The 16,136-nt window shown below is 70.5% G+C and carries 13 protein-coding genes and 1 pseudogene; 6 read left to right on the forward strand and 8 right to left on the reverse strand.

Annotated elements, in window-relative coordinates; genetic code table 11:
* Positions 1-11: 11 nt before the first annotated feature.
* Both ACZ4WS_RS19120 and ACZ4WS_RS19125 read left to right on the forward strand, forming a co-directional pair.
* Positions 12-1,271 (forward strand): alginate lyase family protein, encoded by a 1,260-nt coding sequence (locus tag ACZ4WS_RS19120; RefSeq protein ID WP_467981823.1) that lies wholly within the window; start codon positions 12-14, stop codon positions 1,269-1,271.
* Positions 1,272-1,349: 78 nt separating this feature from the next.
* Positions 1,350-2,669: pseudogene (locus ACZ4WS_RS19125) on the forward strand (carboxylesterase/lipase family protein); the annotation flags it as partial.
* Positions 2,670-2,844: 175 nt separating this feature from the next.
* Here ACZ4WS_RS19125 and ACZ4WS_RS19130 read toward each other — a convergent pair.
* Positions 2,845-2,910 carry a hypothetical protein gene (locus ACZ4WS_RS19130; RefSeq protein ID WP_467982240.1) on the reverse strand — a complete coding sequence of 22 codons (66 nt, stop codon included), beginning with the start codon at positions 2,908-2,910 and terminating at the stop codon, positions 2,845-2,847.
* Between the two features lie 36 nt (positions 2,911-2,946).
* Between ACZ4WS_RS19130 and ACZ4WS_RS19135 the strand changes: the two genes are divergently transcribed.
* The 3 genes from ACZ4WS_RS19135 to ACZ4WS_RS19145 all read left to right on the forward strand — a co-directional run bounded on the left by ACZ4WS_RS19135 (position 2,947) and on the right by ACZ4WS_RS19145 (position 5,014).
* Positions 2,947-3,117 (forward strand): hypothetical protein, encoded by a 171-nt coding sequence (locus tag ACZ4WS_RS19135; RefSeq protein WP_467981824.1) that lies wholly within the window; start codon positions 2,947-2,949, stop codon positions 3,115-3,117.
* Between the two features lie 101 nt (positions 3,118-3,218).
* The gene (locus tag ACZ4WS_RS19140; RefSeq protein WP_467981826.1) at positions 3,219-4,109 is read left to right on the forward strand and encodes a LysR family transcriptional regulator; all 891 of its coding nucleotides are present in this window, start codon (positions 3,219-3,221) and stop codon (positions 4,107-4,109) included.
* 80 nt (positions 4,110-4,189) lie between these two features.
* A complete protein-coding gene (locus ACZ4WS_RS19145; RefSeq protein ID WP_467981827.1) occupies positions 4,190-5,014 on the forward strand; it encodes an SDR family oxidoreductase in 825 nt (274 codons plus the stop codon).
* A gap of 175 nt (positions 5,015-5,189) precedes the next feature.
* Here ACZ4WS_RS19145 and ACZ4WS_RS19150 read toward each other — a convergent pair whose 3' ends face one another.
* The 5 genes from ACZ4WS_RS19150 to ACZ4WS_RS19170 form a co-directional block, all read right to left on the reverse strand.
* Positions 5,190-6,278, reverse strand: a complete 1,089-nt coding sequence (locus ACZ4WS_RS19150) for a LacI family DNA-binding transcriptional regulator (protein WP_467981828.1) — start codon at positions 6,276-6,278, stop codon at positions 5,190-5,192.
* A 180-nt stretch (positions 6,279-6,458) separates the two neighbouring features.
* Positions 6,459-8,012 (reverse strand): amidase, encoded by a 1,554-nt coding sequence (locus ACZ4WS_RS19155; RefSeq protein ID WP_467981829.1) that lies wholly within the window; start codon positions 8,010-8,012, stop codon positions 6,459-6,461.
* Complete coding sequence (locus tag ACZ4WS_RS19160; protein WP_467981830.1) at positions 8,012-8,302, reverse strand: hypothetical protein; 291 nt, start codon at positions 8,300-8,302, stop codon at positions 8,012-8,014. The genes ACZ4WS_RS19155 and ACZ4WS_RS19160 overlap by 1 nt, the downstream gene beginning before the upstream one ends.
* A gap of 208 nt (positions 8,303-8,510) precedes the next feature.
* Positions 8,511-9,434, reverse strand: coding sequence for a homocysteine S-methyltransferase (gene mmuM / locus ACZ4WS_RS19165; RefSeq protein WP_467981832.1), 924 nt, complete (start codon positions 9,432-9,434; stop codon positions 8,511-8,513).
* 207 nt (positions 9,435-9,641) lie between these two features.
* The gene (locus tag ACZ4WS_RS19170) at positions 9,642-11,741 is read right to left on the reverse strand and encodes an autotransporter (protein WP_467981834.1); all 2,100 of its coding nucleotides are present in this window, start codon (positions 11,739-11,741) and stop codon (positions 9,642-9,644) included.
* A 218-nt stretch (positions 11,742-11,959) separates the two neighbouring features.
* Between ACZ4WS_RS19170 and ACZ4WS_RS19175 the strand changes: the two genes are divergently transcribed.
* Entirely contained in the window at positions 11,960-13,369 is a 1,410-nt protein-coding gene (locus ACZ4WS_RS19175; protein ID WP_467981836.1) for an RICIN domain-containing protein, read from the forward strand.
* Position 13,370: 1 nt separating this feature from the next.
* Here the strand turns inward: ACZ4WS_RS19175 and ACZ4WS_RS19180 are convergent, their stop codons facing one another.
* Both ACZ4WS_RS19180 and ACZ4WS_RS19185 read right to left on the reverse strand, forming a co-directional pair.
* Positions 13,371-14,414, reverse strand: coding sequence for a pectinesterase family protein (locus ACZ4WS_RS19180; RefSeq protein ID WP_467981838.1), 1,044 nt, complete (start codon positions 14,412-14,414; stop codon positions 13,371-13,373).
* Complete coding sequence (locus ACZ4WS_RS19185; protein ID WP_467981840.1) at positions 14,411-16,087, reverse strand: rhamnogalacturonan lyase B N-terminal domain-containing protein; 1,677 nt, start codon at positions 16,085-16,087, stop codon at positions 14,411-14,413. The genes ACZ4WS_RS19180 and ACZ4WS_RS19185 overlap by 4 nt, the downstream gene beginning before the upstream one ends.
* Positions 16,088-16,136 lie beyond the last annotated feature (49 nt).

Genomic DNA, 16,136 nt, shown 5'->3' on the forward strand with positions numbered 1-16,136 from the left:
ATGCAAGAGTGATGAGCCGCATCACAAACCCCCACGCGCAAGGCAAGCCAGGCGAGTTGAGCCGCCGCGGTCTCCTGAAGACCGTCGGCGGGCTCACCGCCGCACTCGCCGTCGGAGCGTCCGCCGCCGCCGTGACCGGCGGCAGCGCGGACGCCGCGCCGGCAACCTTCACCCACCCCGGAATGCTGCACGCCTACGGCGAACTCAACCGCGCCAAGGTACGGGTCGCCGCGGGCGACGACCCCTGGCTCTCCGGCTGGAACCGCCTCACCGCCAACAGCCACTCGGCGAGCACCTGGACCCCCAACCCGCAGGCCACCATCATCCGCGGCGGCACCGGCGAGAACTACGGCATCCTCTACAACGACATCCACGCCGCCTACCAGAACGCGCTGCGCTGGAAGATCGCGGGCACCACCGCCAACGGCGACACGGCCGTCAAGATCCTCAACGCCTGGTCGTCGACCCTGACCACCGTCACGGGCAACGCCGACCGGTTCCTGGCCGCCGGGATCTACGGCTACCAGTTCGCGAACGCCGCCGAACTCATGCGTGGCTACAGCGGGTTCGACCTCGACCGGTTCAAGACGATGATGCTCAACGTCTTCTACCCGCTCAACAACCAGTTCCTGAACGGCCACAACGACGCCTGCATCACCAACTACTGGGCGAACTGGGACCTGTGCAACATGAACTCGGTCCTCGCGATCGGGATCCTGTGCGACGACGCCGCGAAGTACGACCAGGCGGTCAACTACTTCAAGACCGGCGCGGGCAACGGCTCTCTCGCGCACGCCGTCCCGTTCCTCTACAGCGACGTGGACGGCTACGACCTCGGCCAGTGGCAGGAGTCGGGCCGCGACCAGGGCCACACCGTGATGGGCATGGGCCAGATGGGCGCCTTCTGCGAGATGGCCTGGTCCCAGGGCGACGACCTGTACGGCTACGACAGTAACCGGTTCATGAAGGCCGCCCAGTACGTCGCCAAGTACAACCTGGGCAACGACGTGCCCTACACCACCTACAGCTGGGGCACCGGGCAGAGCTGCGCGTACAGCGAGCAGACGGTGATCTCCAGCGCCTCACGCGGTCAGGTCCGGCCGGTGTGGGACATCCTCCACTACCACTACGCGCGCCGCAGGGGACTCGACGTCCCGTACATCACCGCCATGGCCGAGAGCGTCCGCCCCGAGGGCGGCGGCGGTGACTACGGCTCGACCAGCGGAGGCTTCGACCAGACCGGTTTCGGCACGTTGATGTACGCCAAATAGCGATGTCCGCAGGAATACCGGGAGGTGATGTGATGCTCTGATCTGAACGACTCGGAGCGGTGAGGAGCTGGTGGCCGGATGGCGGTGGACGCGGTGGGCCCGGTTGCGGAGACGCAGGACCCGGTGGTCGCCACACCGTACGGAGCGGTGCGCGGCCGGTACGAGGACGGGATCGCGGTCTTCCGCGGCATCCCGTATGCGGCACCGCCGTTCGGTCCCCGCCGCTTCCGGCCCCCGGCGCCGCCCGAGCCCTGGGACGGGGTGCGCGACGCCGGCGCCTTCGGACCGACGGCGCCCAAGCCGCCGTACTCCGAGGCCTTCGCCCGGCTGCTCGCAGACCCCGTCGTGCCCGGCGACGACTGCCTCAACCTGAACGTATGGACGCCGGAGCCGGGACCCGGCGCCCGGCTCCCTGTCATGGTGTGGATCCACGGCGGGGCGCTGACCCGCGGCTCCTCCGCCGTCCCCCTCTACGACGGGCGGGCGTTCGCGCGCGACGGAGTCGTCCTCGTCTCCATCAACTACCGTCTGGGCGTGGAGGGTTTCGGCCTCTTCCCGGACGCTCCGGCCAATCCCGGACTGCGTGACCAGCTGGCCGCGCTGGAGTGGGTGCGGGAGTCCATCGCCCGGTTCGGCGGCGACCCCGACCGGGTGACCGTCTTCGGCGAGTCGGCCGGAGCCATCAGCATCGGCGCGCTGCTCGCCGGCCCGCGCGCCGAGGGCCTGTTCCACCGGGCCGTCCTGCAGAGCGGGCCGCCCGAGTCGAACGACCGCGACAAGGTACGCCGCATGGTGCGCAGGATGGCCACCCGGCTGAAGATCCCCGCGACGGCCGAGGCCTTCGCCGCCGTCGACCGCGAGCTGCTCCTGCGCACCCAGGCCGACGTGGGGAAACTCAGCAGCCCGGTGCTCGGCGGGCCCGCCTTCGGCATCGTCGTCGACGGCGACCTCGTCCCGCGTGACCCGCTGGAGGCCCTGGTCGAGGGCGGCGCCGCGCCCGGCGTCGACCTGATGCTCGGCTGGACCAGCGAGGAGTACCGGCTGTGGTTGGTGCCCGGTGGGCTCCTGGAGCGCGTCGACCGGCTCGGGCCCGTCGCCCTCGCCGGTGCGATGGCCCGCTGCCACTGCGGCCACGAGGTGCCGCGCGGCTACCGCGCCATCCACCCTGACGCGGGCACCGCGGACCTCGTCGGCCAGATGGTCACCGACCACATTCTGCGGGTCCCCCTGCACCGCCTCGCGGACGCCCGTACCTCCGCGGCATACGTCTACGAGTTCGCCTGGCCCTCGAACGTGCCGGACCTCGGTGCCTGCCACGCCCTGGAGCTCGGCTTCGTGTTCGACACCGCCGACGTGCCGGAGTCCGCGAAGCTGGCGGGTGAGGGCGCCCCGCAGGAGCTCGCCGACGCGATGCACACGGCATGGGTGCGGTTCGCGGCCGAGGGCGACCCGGGGTGGGCCGCCTGGGACGCCTCGCACCCGGTGCGCGTCTTCGGCACCGGTGAACCGCACACCGTGCACGGGCCGCGTGATCGCGAACTCGCCCTGTGGGACGCCGAGTCGACGCGGCAGGTCACCTCTGCGGAATCCACACCCGCATCGCCCCCTCCCGCCGGTTCGCCCACGCGTAGTACGGCACCGCTGTCAGCCGTACGGCGCTTCCGTCGCTCCGGCGGTGCCCCGCGGCCGTGACGACGGTGACCCCGCCGAGCAGTTCCGGCTCGTGCGTGACGGTCAGGCTCGATCCGCAGGGCAGGGTGACGTCGTCGAGGCGGACGCCCGGCTGGCCGGGGGCGAGCAGGGTCTGGCCCGCGCGGCGAGCGGTGCAGTTCCTTGGCGCCAGTGAGAGGGGAGCGGGGGCGGTCGGCGTCCGGCGCGGGCGGAGGGGCCGTCCGGCCGTCTTGCCAGGCGGATCACCGGTCGGCCGGATTCTCCTACCATGACCCGATGGAACTCCGGCAGATGCGGTACTTCGTGGCGGTCGCTCAGGAGCTCCACTTCGGGCGCGCGGCGGAGCGTCTGCACATCTCGACGCCGACGCTCAGCCAGCAGATCAAGGCGGTGGAACGCGAGATCGGTGCGCTGCTGCTGTTGAGACACAGCCGCGGCGTCGCCCTCACACCGGCCGGGGAGGTCCTGCTGCGGCGGGCCCAGGATGTGCTGCGCGCCGCCGAGGAGGCGCTGCGCGAGACCCGGCGCACGGCAGGCGTCGCCGAGCCGGTCCTGCGGCTGGGGCTGCTCAACGGTGTGCCGCCGTGGTTGCCCGCCCGGATCGAGGACCTGCTGGCCGCCCGCCTGCCCGGCTGCCGGACGGTCATGACGGGCGGCACCACGGCCGCGCAGGTGCGACTGCTCGACGACGGTGAGGTCGACCTGGCGCTGCTGCGTACTCCGGTGGTCCTGCCCGCCGGTCTGCGGCAGACGCCGATCGCCGAGGAGGAACTCGGGGTTCTGATGTCGGCCGGGCATCCGCTGACGGACCGCGACACCCTCGACCTCACGGACCTGACCGGCCAGGAACTCATCCTGTTCGCCAGGGACTCGGCACCCGGCCTGCACGACATGGTGCTGGAGACGATGCGGTCCGGCGGCGCGGGCGTCACCCTCAGCGACAGCGCCATGGGACATGCGCATCTGCGATCGGCACTCCCTCTGCTCCCCGCCTCGATCGGCCTGAGCTCGGTCCGCGGGGCCGCGCTGCCAGACCTGGCGTGGCGGCCACTGCGGGGGCGGCCGCTCATCGTCGGCTACGCCGCCGCCTGGCGCTCCGGGAGCCGGGACCCGGCTGTCCACGCCGTCCTCGCGGCACTGTCCGACGGCCCTCTGGAGCCCGCCTGACCAGGGGCGTCAGCCTGCGGCTCACGCTGCTTCAGGGATACGACATGGACCGTCCGCGACCCCGGTGATGTCCTTGCGGCATGTCTGCACCTGACACCACACCTGGTACCACACCTGGCGGCACTTCTGAGCGCATCGTCATCGTCGGCGGCAGCTCCGGAATGGGCCTGGCCCTGGCCGAGAGCGCGCTCGCCGACGGCGCCGACGTCACGATTGTCGGCCGCTCCCTGGAACGGCTCGCCGCGGCCGAACGGCACCTGCGCGAGAGTGATCGCCACCTGCCCGTGGGTGATCGGCTCCCGCACGGGGGCGATCGGCATCCGCACGGAAGCGGTCGGCTACGTATCGTCGGCGCCGACATCACCGAGGAGGCCGACGCCGAGCGGTTGTTCAAGACGGTGGGCGAGATCGACCACGTGGTCCTCACCGCGGCCGACGCCACCGGCGCCTATCAGCCGATCACCTCCTTCGACATCGAGGCGGGACGCGGCCTCATCGAATCCAAGCTGATCGGCGCCGTGCTGCTCGCCAAGTACGCCGCGCCGCGCCTCACCCCCGACGGATCGATCACCTTCACCTCGGGGATCGCCGCCCACCGTCCCGCCCCCGGCGGCTCGATGGTCGCTGCGGTCAACGGCGCCTTGTCCTCGCTCACTTATGCACTCGCCCTGGAGCTCGCACCGATCCGCGTGAACGCACTGTCACCCGGCTGGGTCGACACCCCCATCTGGGACACCATCGCCGGCGACGGCAAGCGGGCACGGCTCGACGCGATGGCGCAGCGGCTGCCGGTCGGCCGGATCGGCACCCCTCACGACATCGCCGAGGCCTTCCTGGCGCTGATGCGCAACAGGTTCATCACCGCGACGGTGTTGCACGCCGACGGCGGCCACCGCCTCATCTGAACATCCGGTGCAGGGCCGGCGCGGGCACGCTCACTCCCCACAGCGGGGCGAGCGTGGGCAGCCGCCACAGCACGGCCGCCCAGGTCACACAGAGTGATCGCACCCCACCCATACCGTCCCCGTTCTTCGGCCCCCGCCCCGATCCGACGACCCCCTGTGCGAGCCGCGCCCGCATTCACCGCCCCCCGCCTTCCATCCCCACTCCCACTCCCACCCCCGCCACCGAATCACGCACGACCACATGCGTCCCCAGCAGCAGGTGTTCGTTCGGGGCGTCGGGGGTGCGGCCGAGGGCGGTGCGGACGGCGAGGCGGCCGAGTTCCTCGTAGGGGACGTGGACGGTGGTGAGCGGGGGGTGGAGGTCGCGGGCGAAGGGGATGTCGTCGTAGCCCGCGAGGGAGACGTCGGTGGGGACGCGCAGGCCCGCCTCGTGGAGGGCGGTGAGCGCACCCGACGCGACCATGTCGGTGGAGGCCATCACGGCGGTGAACTCCAGCCCCTGCGCCAGGGCTTGGCGCATCAGACGGTGGCCGGAGTCGCGGGTGAAGTCGCCGTACAGGCGCAGCGCCGGGTCGGGTTCGAGGCCCCGTGCCCGGTGGGCGGCGAGATAGCCGCGCTCGCGGCCCTGGGACGTGGTGTTGTCCCCCTTGCCCCCGAGGAAGAGGACGCGCAGGTGCCCCTGGGCGAGGACGTGCGCGCACAGGGCGTAGGCGCCGCCCTCATTGTCGTACTCGATGACCGTGACCGGCGTTCCGGGCGCGAGCGGCGGCCGCCCGCACAGTACGAGCCGTGACCCGGCGGATGCCAGGGAGTCGGCAATCCGGGCCATCCGCTCGCGGTACTCGGCCGTGTCGGTGGCGCCGCCGACCAGGATCACCGCGGCGGCCCGCTGGGCGCGCATCATCTCGATGAACTCCAGCTGGTGTTCGGCATCCCCGTCGGTGCTGCACACCAGGCACAGATGCCCGAGCCGGGTCGCCTCGCGCTCCACGCCGTGCGCCATGTGCGCGAACGAGGGGCCGGTGATGTCGTCGAGGACGAAGGCGAGCGTGGGTGTGCCGACCCCCGCGATCGCCTTGGCGCGGGCGTCCGCGACATAGTCCAGGTCACGGACCGCCCGCAGCACCCTCGTACGGGTCGTCGTGCTCACCGGGTACTCACCGCCGAGCACCCGCGACACCGTCGACGCCGACACCCCCGCACGGGCCGCCACATCCCGGATCGTGTGGCGGTTCCCGGCGTCCGTCGTGCTCTTCCTCGTCATTCCTTGCCCCTTCCCTCCACCCCGGCCGGCGCTTCTCCGCCACCGGGGCCGCCCCCCTCGGGAAGTGCGGCAACACCTGAGGCAACCGGTTCCCGAGCCGGAGGCTAGCAGCGGGAGCGGCGCAGGACGAGGGGCGGGTAATTCGAAAGCCGACGACGACGGTGCTGCGCCACGGCTGACTCACGCGGAAGCGGCGGCCGCCTCCTCGGCCGAGATCCGGGGCCGGGCGGTCGCGGCTCTCAGCTGAGCGGAGACCGGATCGGCCGGCCGGCGCGTATGCCAGTCGGTGACCGCCTGATACGCGGCGGCCACCTCCAACAGCCGGTCCTCCTCGTACGGTTGACCGCCGAGGATCGCACCGACGGGCACGCCGTCCGCGTCGAAGCCGATGGGGAAGGCGATCTCCGGCAGCCCGAGGATGTCGAACGGCACGGGACCGGTCTGCAACAGCACGTCGCAGCGGTCCATGAGCCCGTCGAGAACCTCCCGCAGCAGATGGTTCTTGGCACGCTGGGCGGTGATCCACTCGTCGCCCGAGAGCATCAGGCCCTGGAGCCAACTCAGCAGCGAGACACCGAACCTGGCCGGGTCCGTGCGCAGCCAGTGCCGGAAGGGCTCGGTGCGCTCGGCGAGCCGGGCCGCGTTGAAGGTGCCGGTCAGCAGGGTCCAGTCGGCGGGATACGTGATGTCGACGAGCGTGACGCCCGCGATCGCGTCGAGCCGGTCGAGGAGGGCCCCGCGCAGCTCCTTCTGCGCGCTCAGGAAGTCGGACGGCACGCCGATCCGCGTCGCCCGCCGCATCCGTACCGCTCCGTCGCGCGAGACGACGGGCGTCGCGGCCCGGACCAGATCCGGTACGTCCGGCAGCCCGAGCGTGCGCGGATCCTGGGCGTCCGGACCCGCCATGACCTGGAGCATGAGCGCCGCGTCCATGGCGTCACGGGCCAGCGGGCCCGAGTGGTCGCGGGTGAAGGACAGCGGAATCACGCCGTGGATCGACACCCGGCCCATGGTGGGCTTCAGGCCGGTCAGGTTCTGCTGGTTGGAGGGCAGCACGATGGAGCCGCCGGTCTGTGTGCCGATCGACGAGGACGCCAGCCGCGCGGCCACCGAGCAGGCGGGCCCCGTCGAGGAGCCGCCCGGGTCGACGGCCGGGTCCTCGGGCGTCCAGGCGTTGACCGTGGTCACCGTCCCGTTCGGCTTGGTGGCGCGGGTGGTGGCGAGCGGCCCCATCTGTCCCTTGCCGAGGACGATGCCCCCGGCCGCCTTCAGCCGGGCCACGGCCGTGGCGTCCTCGTCCGGCACGAAGTCCTCGAAGATGAGGGAGTTGCAGCGCGTCGGCACGCCCTGGGTGAAGTAGTTGTCCTTGATGCACAGCGGGATTCCGCGCAGGACGCCCCGTACTCCCTGCCCCCGGTCCGCCTTCCGGGCCGCCGTGAGCGCCGCGTCGCCGGTCACCTCCGCGTACGCCTGATAGGTCGCGTCGTAGCGCTGGATCCGGTCGAGGTAGGCCTCGGTGAGGGTCGTCGAGGTGAGTTTTCCGCGCCGCATCAGGACGACGGCCTCGGCGAGGGTGGCCTCGGAGGGGTCGTGCAGGGCCGCCTGGCGTACGTCGATGTCGGGGACCCGGGGTGCTGTCGACGCGCTCGCGGGAGTCGCCGTCCGCAGGGCGACTCCGCTCGCCACGGCCGCCGAACTCGCCAGAAAAATACGGCGGTTGAGGGATCTGCTCATCAGGCGCCCGCCTTCCCGGTCCAAGCCTCCGTGATGGAGGGATAGATGAGGGGAGGCGAGGCCTGTTGCGCGTACCCGGGACTCGCCGCGGGCGGGGTCCACCCGGATATCGCACCGGGGGTGGAGGCCACGAACGACCTCAGGGAAGCGAGTACTTGGTCCCGGGTCGGTACCCCGGTGTCCGGGTCGTACTGTTCGGGCAGCAGGGCGAGATCGAATCCGGCGAGCGTGAGACGCGTCCGTACGTAGGCGTCCAACTGTTCCTGAGTGGGCGGTTGTACGTCGCTCAAGCGGACCTCCTGGGTTGTCGCACGGTCAGGTGGGGACTTCATCACCCGGCCGTGAAGTCCCCATTGAGCCCGTGCTTCACAGGAGTTACGCGAGCCTCAGCGCGTCAGCGCCTCAGCGGCCAAGCCACTGCGCCTTCCAGCGCCCCAACGACTCCGCGCCCCAACGACTCCGCGCCCCAACGACTCCGCGTCCCAGCGCCTCCGGGTCTCAGCGTCCGAGCGACTCCGCGATCCCCGCGATCGCCCCCGGCCCCACCCGGCAGCACCCGCCGATCAACCGCGCCCCGCCCTGGTACCACCCGTCGACCTGCTCGGCGGTGAAGGAGGACCGTCCGGTCCACGCGCGGGCCTCCGCGTCCCAGGCCTCGCCGCTGTTCGGGTAGACCACGACCGGCTTGCCGGTCACCCGCGCGGCGGTCGCGACCGCGCCGTCCACGTCCTCGGGGGCGCAGCAGTTCACGCCGACCGCGATGATCTCGTCGGCGTCGGCGGCCAGGGCGAAGGCCTCTTCCAAGGGCTGCCCGGCCCGCGTGCGGTCGCCGGCGACGGTGTACGACAGCCAGGCCGGTACACCGAGGCCGCGTACGGCACGCAGCAGCGCCTGCGCCTCGTCGGCGTCCGGCACGGTCTCCAGGGCCAGCACGTCGGGCGCGGCGGCGGCCAGCACCTCCAGGCGGGGGCGGTGGAACCGCTCCAGTTCGTCGACGCTCAGCCCGTACCGTCCCCGGTACTCCGAGCCGTCCGCGAGCATCGCCCCGTACGGGCCGACGGACGCGGCCACCCACAGTGGCCGCGTGACGCCCTTCGCGTGGGCGCGCCGGGCGGCCTCGCGTGCCAACTCGACACTGAGGCCGAGGAGTTCGGCGGCCCGCTCATGCGGGATGCCGCGCTTGGCGAAGCCCTCGAAGGTCGCCTGGTAGCTGGACGTGATCGCTACGTCCGCGCCCGCCTCGAAGTAGCCGAGATGCGCCTCGATGATCGCCTCGGGCCGCTCGGCGAGCAGCCGCGCCGACCACAGTTCGTCGCTCAGGTCGTGACCGGCCGATTCGAGCTGGTTGGACATACCGCCGTCGAGGACGACCGTTCCGGCCGAGAGGGCGTCGGCGAGGGTGCGGGAGGTGTTGCTGCTCATGTCATGACGCTAGTCGATGCGGGCTCCGAGGCCTCATTGCGTCCACTAGATGAACATTTAGCCCACGATATGGGATGCGGACACCGACATGGTCTTTCGCCCCCGCCGCCCCTACCCGTCCCGTCCTGGGGCTCCGCTCCAGACTCCGCTCCTCAAACGCCGGAGGGGCTGAATCTTTCCCCGGCCGGGGCGAAAAACCCTCCCAGCTCACCTCGACACAGCGTGTCGGCGTCCGCCGCGGCGCCGTGCCCGCCGGCGCCGAGCCGACGGCACGGCGAGCGCGCCGAGCAGCATCGGTAGGAGCAGGAAGGGCCACCAGGCCCGGGAGGTGTCGCTCTTGGCGAGGGCGGTGTGTTTGACGGACGGAGCGGCGGAGGCGGACGGACTCGCGGCCCGGTGCTTCGACGTGGCCTTCAGGACCACGTCGTTGCCGTCACCGCCCCGATAGCTGATGCGATACGTCGTGTCGGCGAGCTTGAGGGCGGTGCCCTCGGGAAGGTGGGTGAAGGCGCCGGTCGTCTTCGCGTGGCCCGCGTGGTCGAGAACGGTGATCTCGCGCGCGGAGTCGGTCCCGGCGGACGAAAGATCGAGGTCACCGGCGAGGCGGACCGCGCCGGTCACCTTCAAGGGCTTGTCGCGGAGGACCAGCGTGCCCTGGGCGAGCTGGGTGTAGTCGCCGCTCACGGTGAGGGCGCCCGCGACCACGCCCTCGTTCGTCACCGAGCCCCTCACCGCGCCCTTGCCGGTGAGGGACGTCGTCACCCGCAGTCCCGTCGTGCGTGCGTCCAGCCGCGCCCCGGCCGAGGTGAGCCGGATGGCCTTGCTGTGTGTCAGCGAGGCACCTCCGGCCAGGGCGAGCGTGCCCTTCGTGACCGTCGTCGTTCCGGTGTACGTCACCGCGCCGCCCGTCAGTGTCGTCGTCGCGGCGCCCGACTGGGTGAGCCCACCGCTGCCGCCAAGTCGGGACAGTGATACGGGAGTTGACGTGTTGCGGACGATGAGCGTGCCGTCGTTCAGCACGCGCCGACGCGCCGTACCCGTCATCAGTGAGCCGTCGCCCCCTGCTTCCCCCGAGCCGAGGCGCAGCACGGCCCCCTTCTCGATCGTCGTCGACCCGTCGTAGTACTGCTTCGCCGCGAAGGTGACGTCGTTGCCCCGCGTCCCCTTGATCACGACGTCCCCGGCGCCGGGCGCGGCCAGCGTGTCGTGGTACTTGCCGCCGCCGATGGGGGCGCCCAGCGTGACCGGCCCGTCGTAGGCGAACGTCAGCAGGGAGCGCCGCCCGCTCGCCTCGTGCAGGTTGATGTAGACGGTGTCCTTGGTCCCCGGCATGAAGATCTGGTGGGTCGTGCCGTCGCCCCACTGGACGTTCGCGCCCTCGATGTTGGTGCCCCGCTTGTTCACGTCATGGGCGAGCTTGCGCCAGTTGATGCCGGGGTCGCTGAGCGAGGGGTTGGTGTCGCCGCCCTGGTCGCTGTAGCTGTACTGCCCGGTGAGCACCACCTTGCCGCCGGGCCGCGTGTGCACGTTGACGTCGCTGCCGTACGCGCGCTGGTAGAAGTTCTGGCGCAGGGTGATCGTCTGGTACAGCGGGGTGTCGATGATCCAGGAGCCCTGGTTGAGGATGGCGCGGGCGTTCGGGAGCGCCACCGGGTACTCGGGGCGGCCCACCGCCATGCCCGTACCGTTGTCGATGACCCCTGAGAAAGGGTGGGTTCCGGCCAGGTCGAGCGTGCCCCACATGTTGCGGGGCTGGGTGACCAGGCCCGAGCCGCTGATCGTGCCAATGTTGAAGGTGCGGGTCAGGGACAGGCGCAGGGTGCCGTCGACCCGGACGTTCAGCTGGTTCAGCTGATAACCCGGAGTGCTGTACGGGAAGTGGCCGATCAGGCCCGTACCGCCGCCCGTGCCGTACTGGAGGGTCGCGCCGCGCTCCACCGTGACCGCGGGCGGATCGGGGTTCCCGACCGTGGTGTACGGGTGGTTGCCGCCCTGTGTCTTCACGGTCTGCCGCTGCCGGGACACGGGCAGCGTGAAGTCGCTGTCCCTGGTCAGGATCAGGGTCCCGGTGCCGCGCACGGTGAGCGTGCCCTCACCGCGCAGGACGCCGCCGTACGTCGTCGTCCCGGCGGGCACGGTCACCACCGCGTCGCCGGTGAGCGTCACGTCGCGGCCGGCGAGCACGTCGGCGGTGATGTCCCCGGCGCCGGTTCCGGCGGCGGTCGCGGTGGGGGCGGTGAGCGTGAGGGCGACCGCCGCCAGGACTCCCGCGGCGGCTGCTGCTTTTTTCTGGGTATGGCTGCGCACATCGTCGGAGACGGCCGGGACGCCGAGCCGATAACAGAAATCTCGCGTCCATCTTTGTCTCGCCCGACCCGTTGACCTCCCCGTAACACACCCTTACCTTTTCGGCGTTCGGAATAACAGATGACGTACGAAATATCGGACACCAGTCACCGTCAAAGCTTCGTTTCCGGACTTTCGGGACTGCCCGCCACTTCACCGAACTGAAGGAGAGTGTGTACATGAGACGTGTGTACGCGGTCCTCGTGGCCCTCTGTCTCGCTTTCGCCGGCGCCCTCACGATCGCGGGACCCGCCCAGGCGGCGGCTCAGACCATCACCAACGGCACCCAGTTCACGGACACTTCGGGCAGCCCCGTACACGCACACGGCGGCGGGGTCATCAAGGTCGGCAGCTACTACTACTGGTTCGGCGAGGACCGCAACGCCGACAACACCTTCAAGTACGTCGACGCCTACCGCTCCACCGACCTGAAGAACTGGGAGTTCCGCAACCACGTCCTGACCCAGTCGAGCAGCTCAGAGCTCGCGAGCGCCAACATCGAGCGACCGAAGGTCATGTACAACGCGTCCACCGGCAAGTTCGTGATGTGGATGCACAAGGAGAACGGCACGGACTACAGCGAGGCGCGGGCCGCCGTCGCCGTCTCGGACACCGTGGACGGCAACTACACCTGGCAGGGCAGCTTCCAGCCGCTCGGCCAGTACATGTCCCGCGACATCACGGTGTTCGTGGACACGGACGGCACCGGCTACATGGTCTCGGCCGCCCGTGAGAACTACGACCTCCAGATCTACAAACTCACCGCCGACTACACGGGCATCGACAGCCTGGTCGCCGACCCCTGGCACGGCGGCCACCGCGAGGCCCCGGCCCTCTTCAAGCGCAACGGCGTCTACTTCATGCTGACGTCGGCGGCCACGGGCTGGAGCCCCAACCAGCAGCAGTACGCGACCGCCACCTCGCTCGCCGGTCCCTGGACCGCGATGACGAACGTCGGCGACTCGACGGCGTACGGCTCGCAGACCGCGTACGTCCTTCCCGTGCAGGGCACTTCGGGCACCTCGTACCTCTACCTGGGCGACCGCTGGGGCAACTCCTTCGGCGGCACCGTCAACGACTCCCGTTACGTCTGGCTGCCGCTGACCTTCCCGACCTCGACCAGCCTGAGCATGAGCTGGTACCCGGAGGTCACCCTCGACACGGCGGCCGGGACGATCAGCGGGACCAGCGCCACGTACGAGACGCTGACGGCCCGGCACTCCGCCAAGTGCGCCGACGTCCCCAACCAGTCCCTGCTCGCGGGCGTCGCGCTCAGCCAGTACACCTGCAACAGCGGCAACAACCAGAAGTTCTGGTTCAAGTCCGTCGGCAGCGGCTACTACGAGCTGATGGGCCGGGGCAGCTCCCTGTGCCTCACCGAGAACGCCACCAATGTCACCCAGGAGAACTGCGCCGTCGCGACCACGCAGCAGTGGTCGGTGACCACGTCGGGCAGCTATGTCAGCCTCAAGTCCCGCGCGAGCGGCGAATGCCTGGACGTGTCCGGCGCGTCCACCGCCAACTCCGCCGCCATCATCACGTACACCTGCAACGGGGCGACGAACCAGCAGTGGACGCGCACTGGTTGACCTACCGGACGGGGTTCCAGCCGTCCGTGCCCGCCAGATACTTCTGGGCCGTGTAGTTCGCGGCCTGGGAGTCGGTGAGCTGCGGGCGGTTGGAGTTCACCGTCGCACCGGCACCCGTGTTCCTGTACTCGAAGAAGCGGGCGTTCTTCCACGAGTAGCCGCTCATGTCGGTCCACGGCCCGGCGATCTTCACCGCCGCCGGCAGCGCGGTCTCACGGATCACCAGCTGGCCCACGGCGTCCGACGTCGGGTGCCAGGGGCGGCCCAGGTAGTACGTGTTGGCCGCCGCCGAGCTGGACACGGTGCTACCGGTGATCAGCATCCCGTACGTCTTCGCCGAGTTGGTGTTGGGCGCGGCCAGGAAGCCGTTGAGTCCGCCCGCCGCCGCGCCCGAGTCGCGCAGTTGGATGTTCACGCGGTCGTAGACGGCGGTCGCGTTGCCGAAGACGAAGTCGACGTCGCCGGCGATGAAGGACGAGGAGAAGTACTGCCGGTACTGACCGGTCGCGGACGGCGCCCAGTTGAGGACCGTGTCCTGGTGGCCGATGAACCGGTCGTTGGTGAACGTCTGCCGGTCACCCTGTGCGGTGATCGCCACGGCCTGGGTGTCGGTGATCTCCGGATGGGCGGACCTGTCGAAGGTGTTCTGGACCGTGACCCCGGTGACGGTGAGACCGCTCGCCGAGAAGGTCGCCACCGAACTCCCCGCGGTGCCGAACTTGTTGCCACTGGAGTCGGTGTAACCGGCCGCCCGGTCATAGGTGATGACGACGTCCTCGGCGTTGCCGGTGGCCCCCGTGATAGTCAGCCCCGTTTTGCCGGTGGGCACCTTGACGATCTCCGTGTAGGTCCCTTTGCCGATGGAGATCGTGTCGCCCGCCGAGGCCGCGTCGACGGCCGCCTGCACGGTGGTGTACGTACCCGAGCCGTCTTTGGCGACCGTGAGCGTGGTGGCGGCCTGCGCCGGGGTGGCCGGCGGCACCACGGCGAGCCCGAGGGCCGCCGCGGTGCCGCCGACGAGGGAGAGCGCTCGGCGGGTGCTCACGCGAGCAGATCCAGCGCGTCGATCGACGTCCCCGCGCTCAGGTAGGCCGTCGTCCCCGAACCGCTCACCACGTCGATCTTCAGCACGTTGTACTGGCTGGTGTCCGTGAGCCAGGCGCTGGCCGGAACGTTGTAGGTGAACGTGTTGTTGTTGCCCCGGTACGAACCGACCGTCAGGGACCGGGTGCTCGGCTGGGTTGGCGGTGACGGGATCGACGACACCCAGCTGTTGACGGTGACCTGCGGGCGGCCGTTCGCGTAGGCCGTCGTCACGCCGATCCGCAGGGTGTGCGCGGCGGCGGCCTGGGCGGCGGTCAGCTTGAAGTAGACGAGCAGACCGCTGTTGACGTCCTTCCAGATGTAGGCGGGGAAGGACGCGGTCTCGGTGCCGCTGCCGATCACCACGTTGCCGGTCCAGGAGGAGGCACGGGGGTCGGAGGGGTGGGCGTACGTCATCAGCGCCGCGTTCTTGAAGCCGCTGGGGGTGCCGGTCCAGTCGCCGATCCGCCAGATGGCGCTCGCGTTGCTCGGGTCGTTCGAGGAGGGGACGGCGATCGTGTTGAGGGTGGTCGTGGCGCCGGCCGTGACCGTCACCGAGGTCGTGTAGACGGCGAGTTCGTCCTTGAAGACGGTGAGCGTGTACGTCCCCGGCAGCACGCCCGCGATCGAGAAGTAGCCGTCGGAGGCCCGTGCCGAACCCCAGTACTGCGCGGCCGAGTTGGCGAGCCCGACCGTGTACGGGTACGCGGTGTCGCGGCCGGTGATGCCGACACCCGCGACCCTGCCCCGGCCGCTCGCGGCGACGTACCCGGAGATGCCGAGGGAGTCCGCCCAGGAGGTGGTCAGGGTCCCCGGGTACAGCGCCGACGAGGGCGCGCCGCCGTCCGTGAAGGCGATGACGTAGGGGCCCTGGAGGCCGAAGCGCTGGGCCTCGGTCTGGTTCTCGCCGTAGTACAGGATCTCGTACAGACCGCCGCCGTCCGCGCTCTGGTGGCGCAGCAGGGAGCGGTAGAACGGGCCGCCGGAGGCCTTCTCGTGGTTGGAGCGGACGACATACAGGCCGACGCTGCCGGTGGTCCAGCCGATGTAGTTGTAGTCGCTGACGCGCAGCTTCGAGTAGTGCTTGGAGCGGGTCTGGCCGTCGGCCTTCGCGAACACGTCCGCGGACTCGATGGTGGTGGGCGCGTACGTGTAGGAGTCGGGCTCGTCGTTGAGGAACAGGCCCGCCTTGACGCGCACGATGTAGCGGGTCGCGCTGACCGAGTCGTCCGCCTTGTTGGTCCACAGGTAGACGTTGTTCTCGCCGCTGCGGGCCGCGTAGTAGTGCTTGAGCGTGCCGTACGCGACGGAGACCAGGATCGTCGAACCGGACTGCGCGATCGTCACGGTGGAGGTGCCGAGCCCCGACTCGACGTGCGAGTTCTTGCCGCCGTAGCCCTGGTACTCGGTGCCGCGGTAGACGAGCGAGGTCAGGTCGCCGTTGGTCTTGCTGACCTTGAAGACAAGGTTGGCGCCGGTGTCGATGACGTAGTTCGAACCGTCGTCCGTGTAGCCGAAGCTCGCCGCGCTCGCCGTCGGCGCCAACGGGCCGGCGAGTGCGGCCGAGCTGGCGGCGGCAGCGGTGCCGAGAACGAAGGTGCGGCGGCGGACCGGTCTGGGAGCGGATCCGGACATGGGGGGTGCCTCCTTCGGGAGGTGTGGGGGTGCGGGTGCCTCGCAGCGT

It is taken from the genome of Streptomyces sp. NPDC029292, from assembly GCF_055569295.1.

Bases quoted from the DNA above. Each gene is read 5' to 3' on its own strand.
- ACZ4WS_RS19185 (WP_467981840.1), bottom strand. From the start codon at position 16,087: ATGTCCGGATCCGCTCCCAGACCGGTCCGCCGCCGCACCTTCGTTCTC.
- ACZ4WS_RS19175 (WP_467981836.1), top strand. From the start codon at position 11,960: ATGAGACGTGTGTACGCGGTCCTCGTGGCCCTCTGTCTCGCTTTCGCC.
- ACZ4WS_RS19145 (WP_467981827.1), top strand. From the start codon at position 4,190: ATGTCTGCACCTGACACCACACCTGGTACCACACCTGGCGGCACTTCT.
- ACZ4WS_RS19140 (WP_467981826.1), top strand. From the start codon at position 3,219: ATGGAACTCCGGCAGATGCGGTACTTCGTGGCGGTCGCTCAGGAGCTC.
- ACZ4WS_RS19155 (WP_467981829.1), bottom strand. From the start codon at position 8,012: ATGAGCAGATCCCTCAACCGCCGTATTTTTCTGGCGAGTTCGGCGGCC.
- ACZ4WS_RS19120 (WP_467981823.1), top strand. From the start codon at position 12: ATGAGCCGCATCACAAACCCCCACGCGCAAGGCAAGCCAGGCGAGTTG.
- ACZ4WS_RS19150 (WP_467981828.1), bottom strand. From the start codon at position 6,278: ATGACGAGGAAGAGCACGACGGACGCCGGGAACCGCCACACGATCCGG.
- mmuM (WP_467981832.1), bottom strand. From the start codon at position 9,434: ATGAGCAGCAACACCTCCCGCACCCTCGCCGACGCCCTCTCGGCCGGA.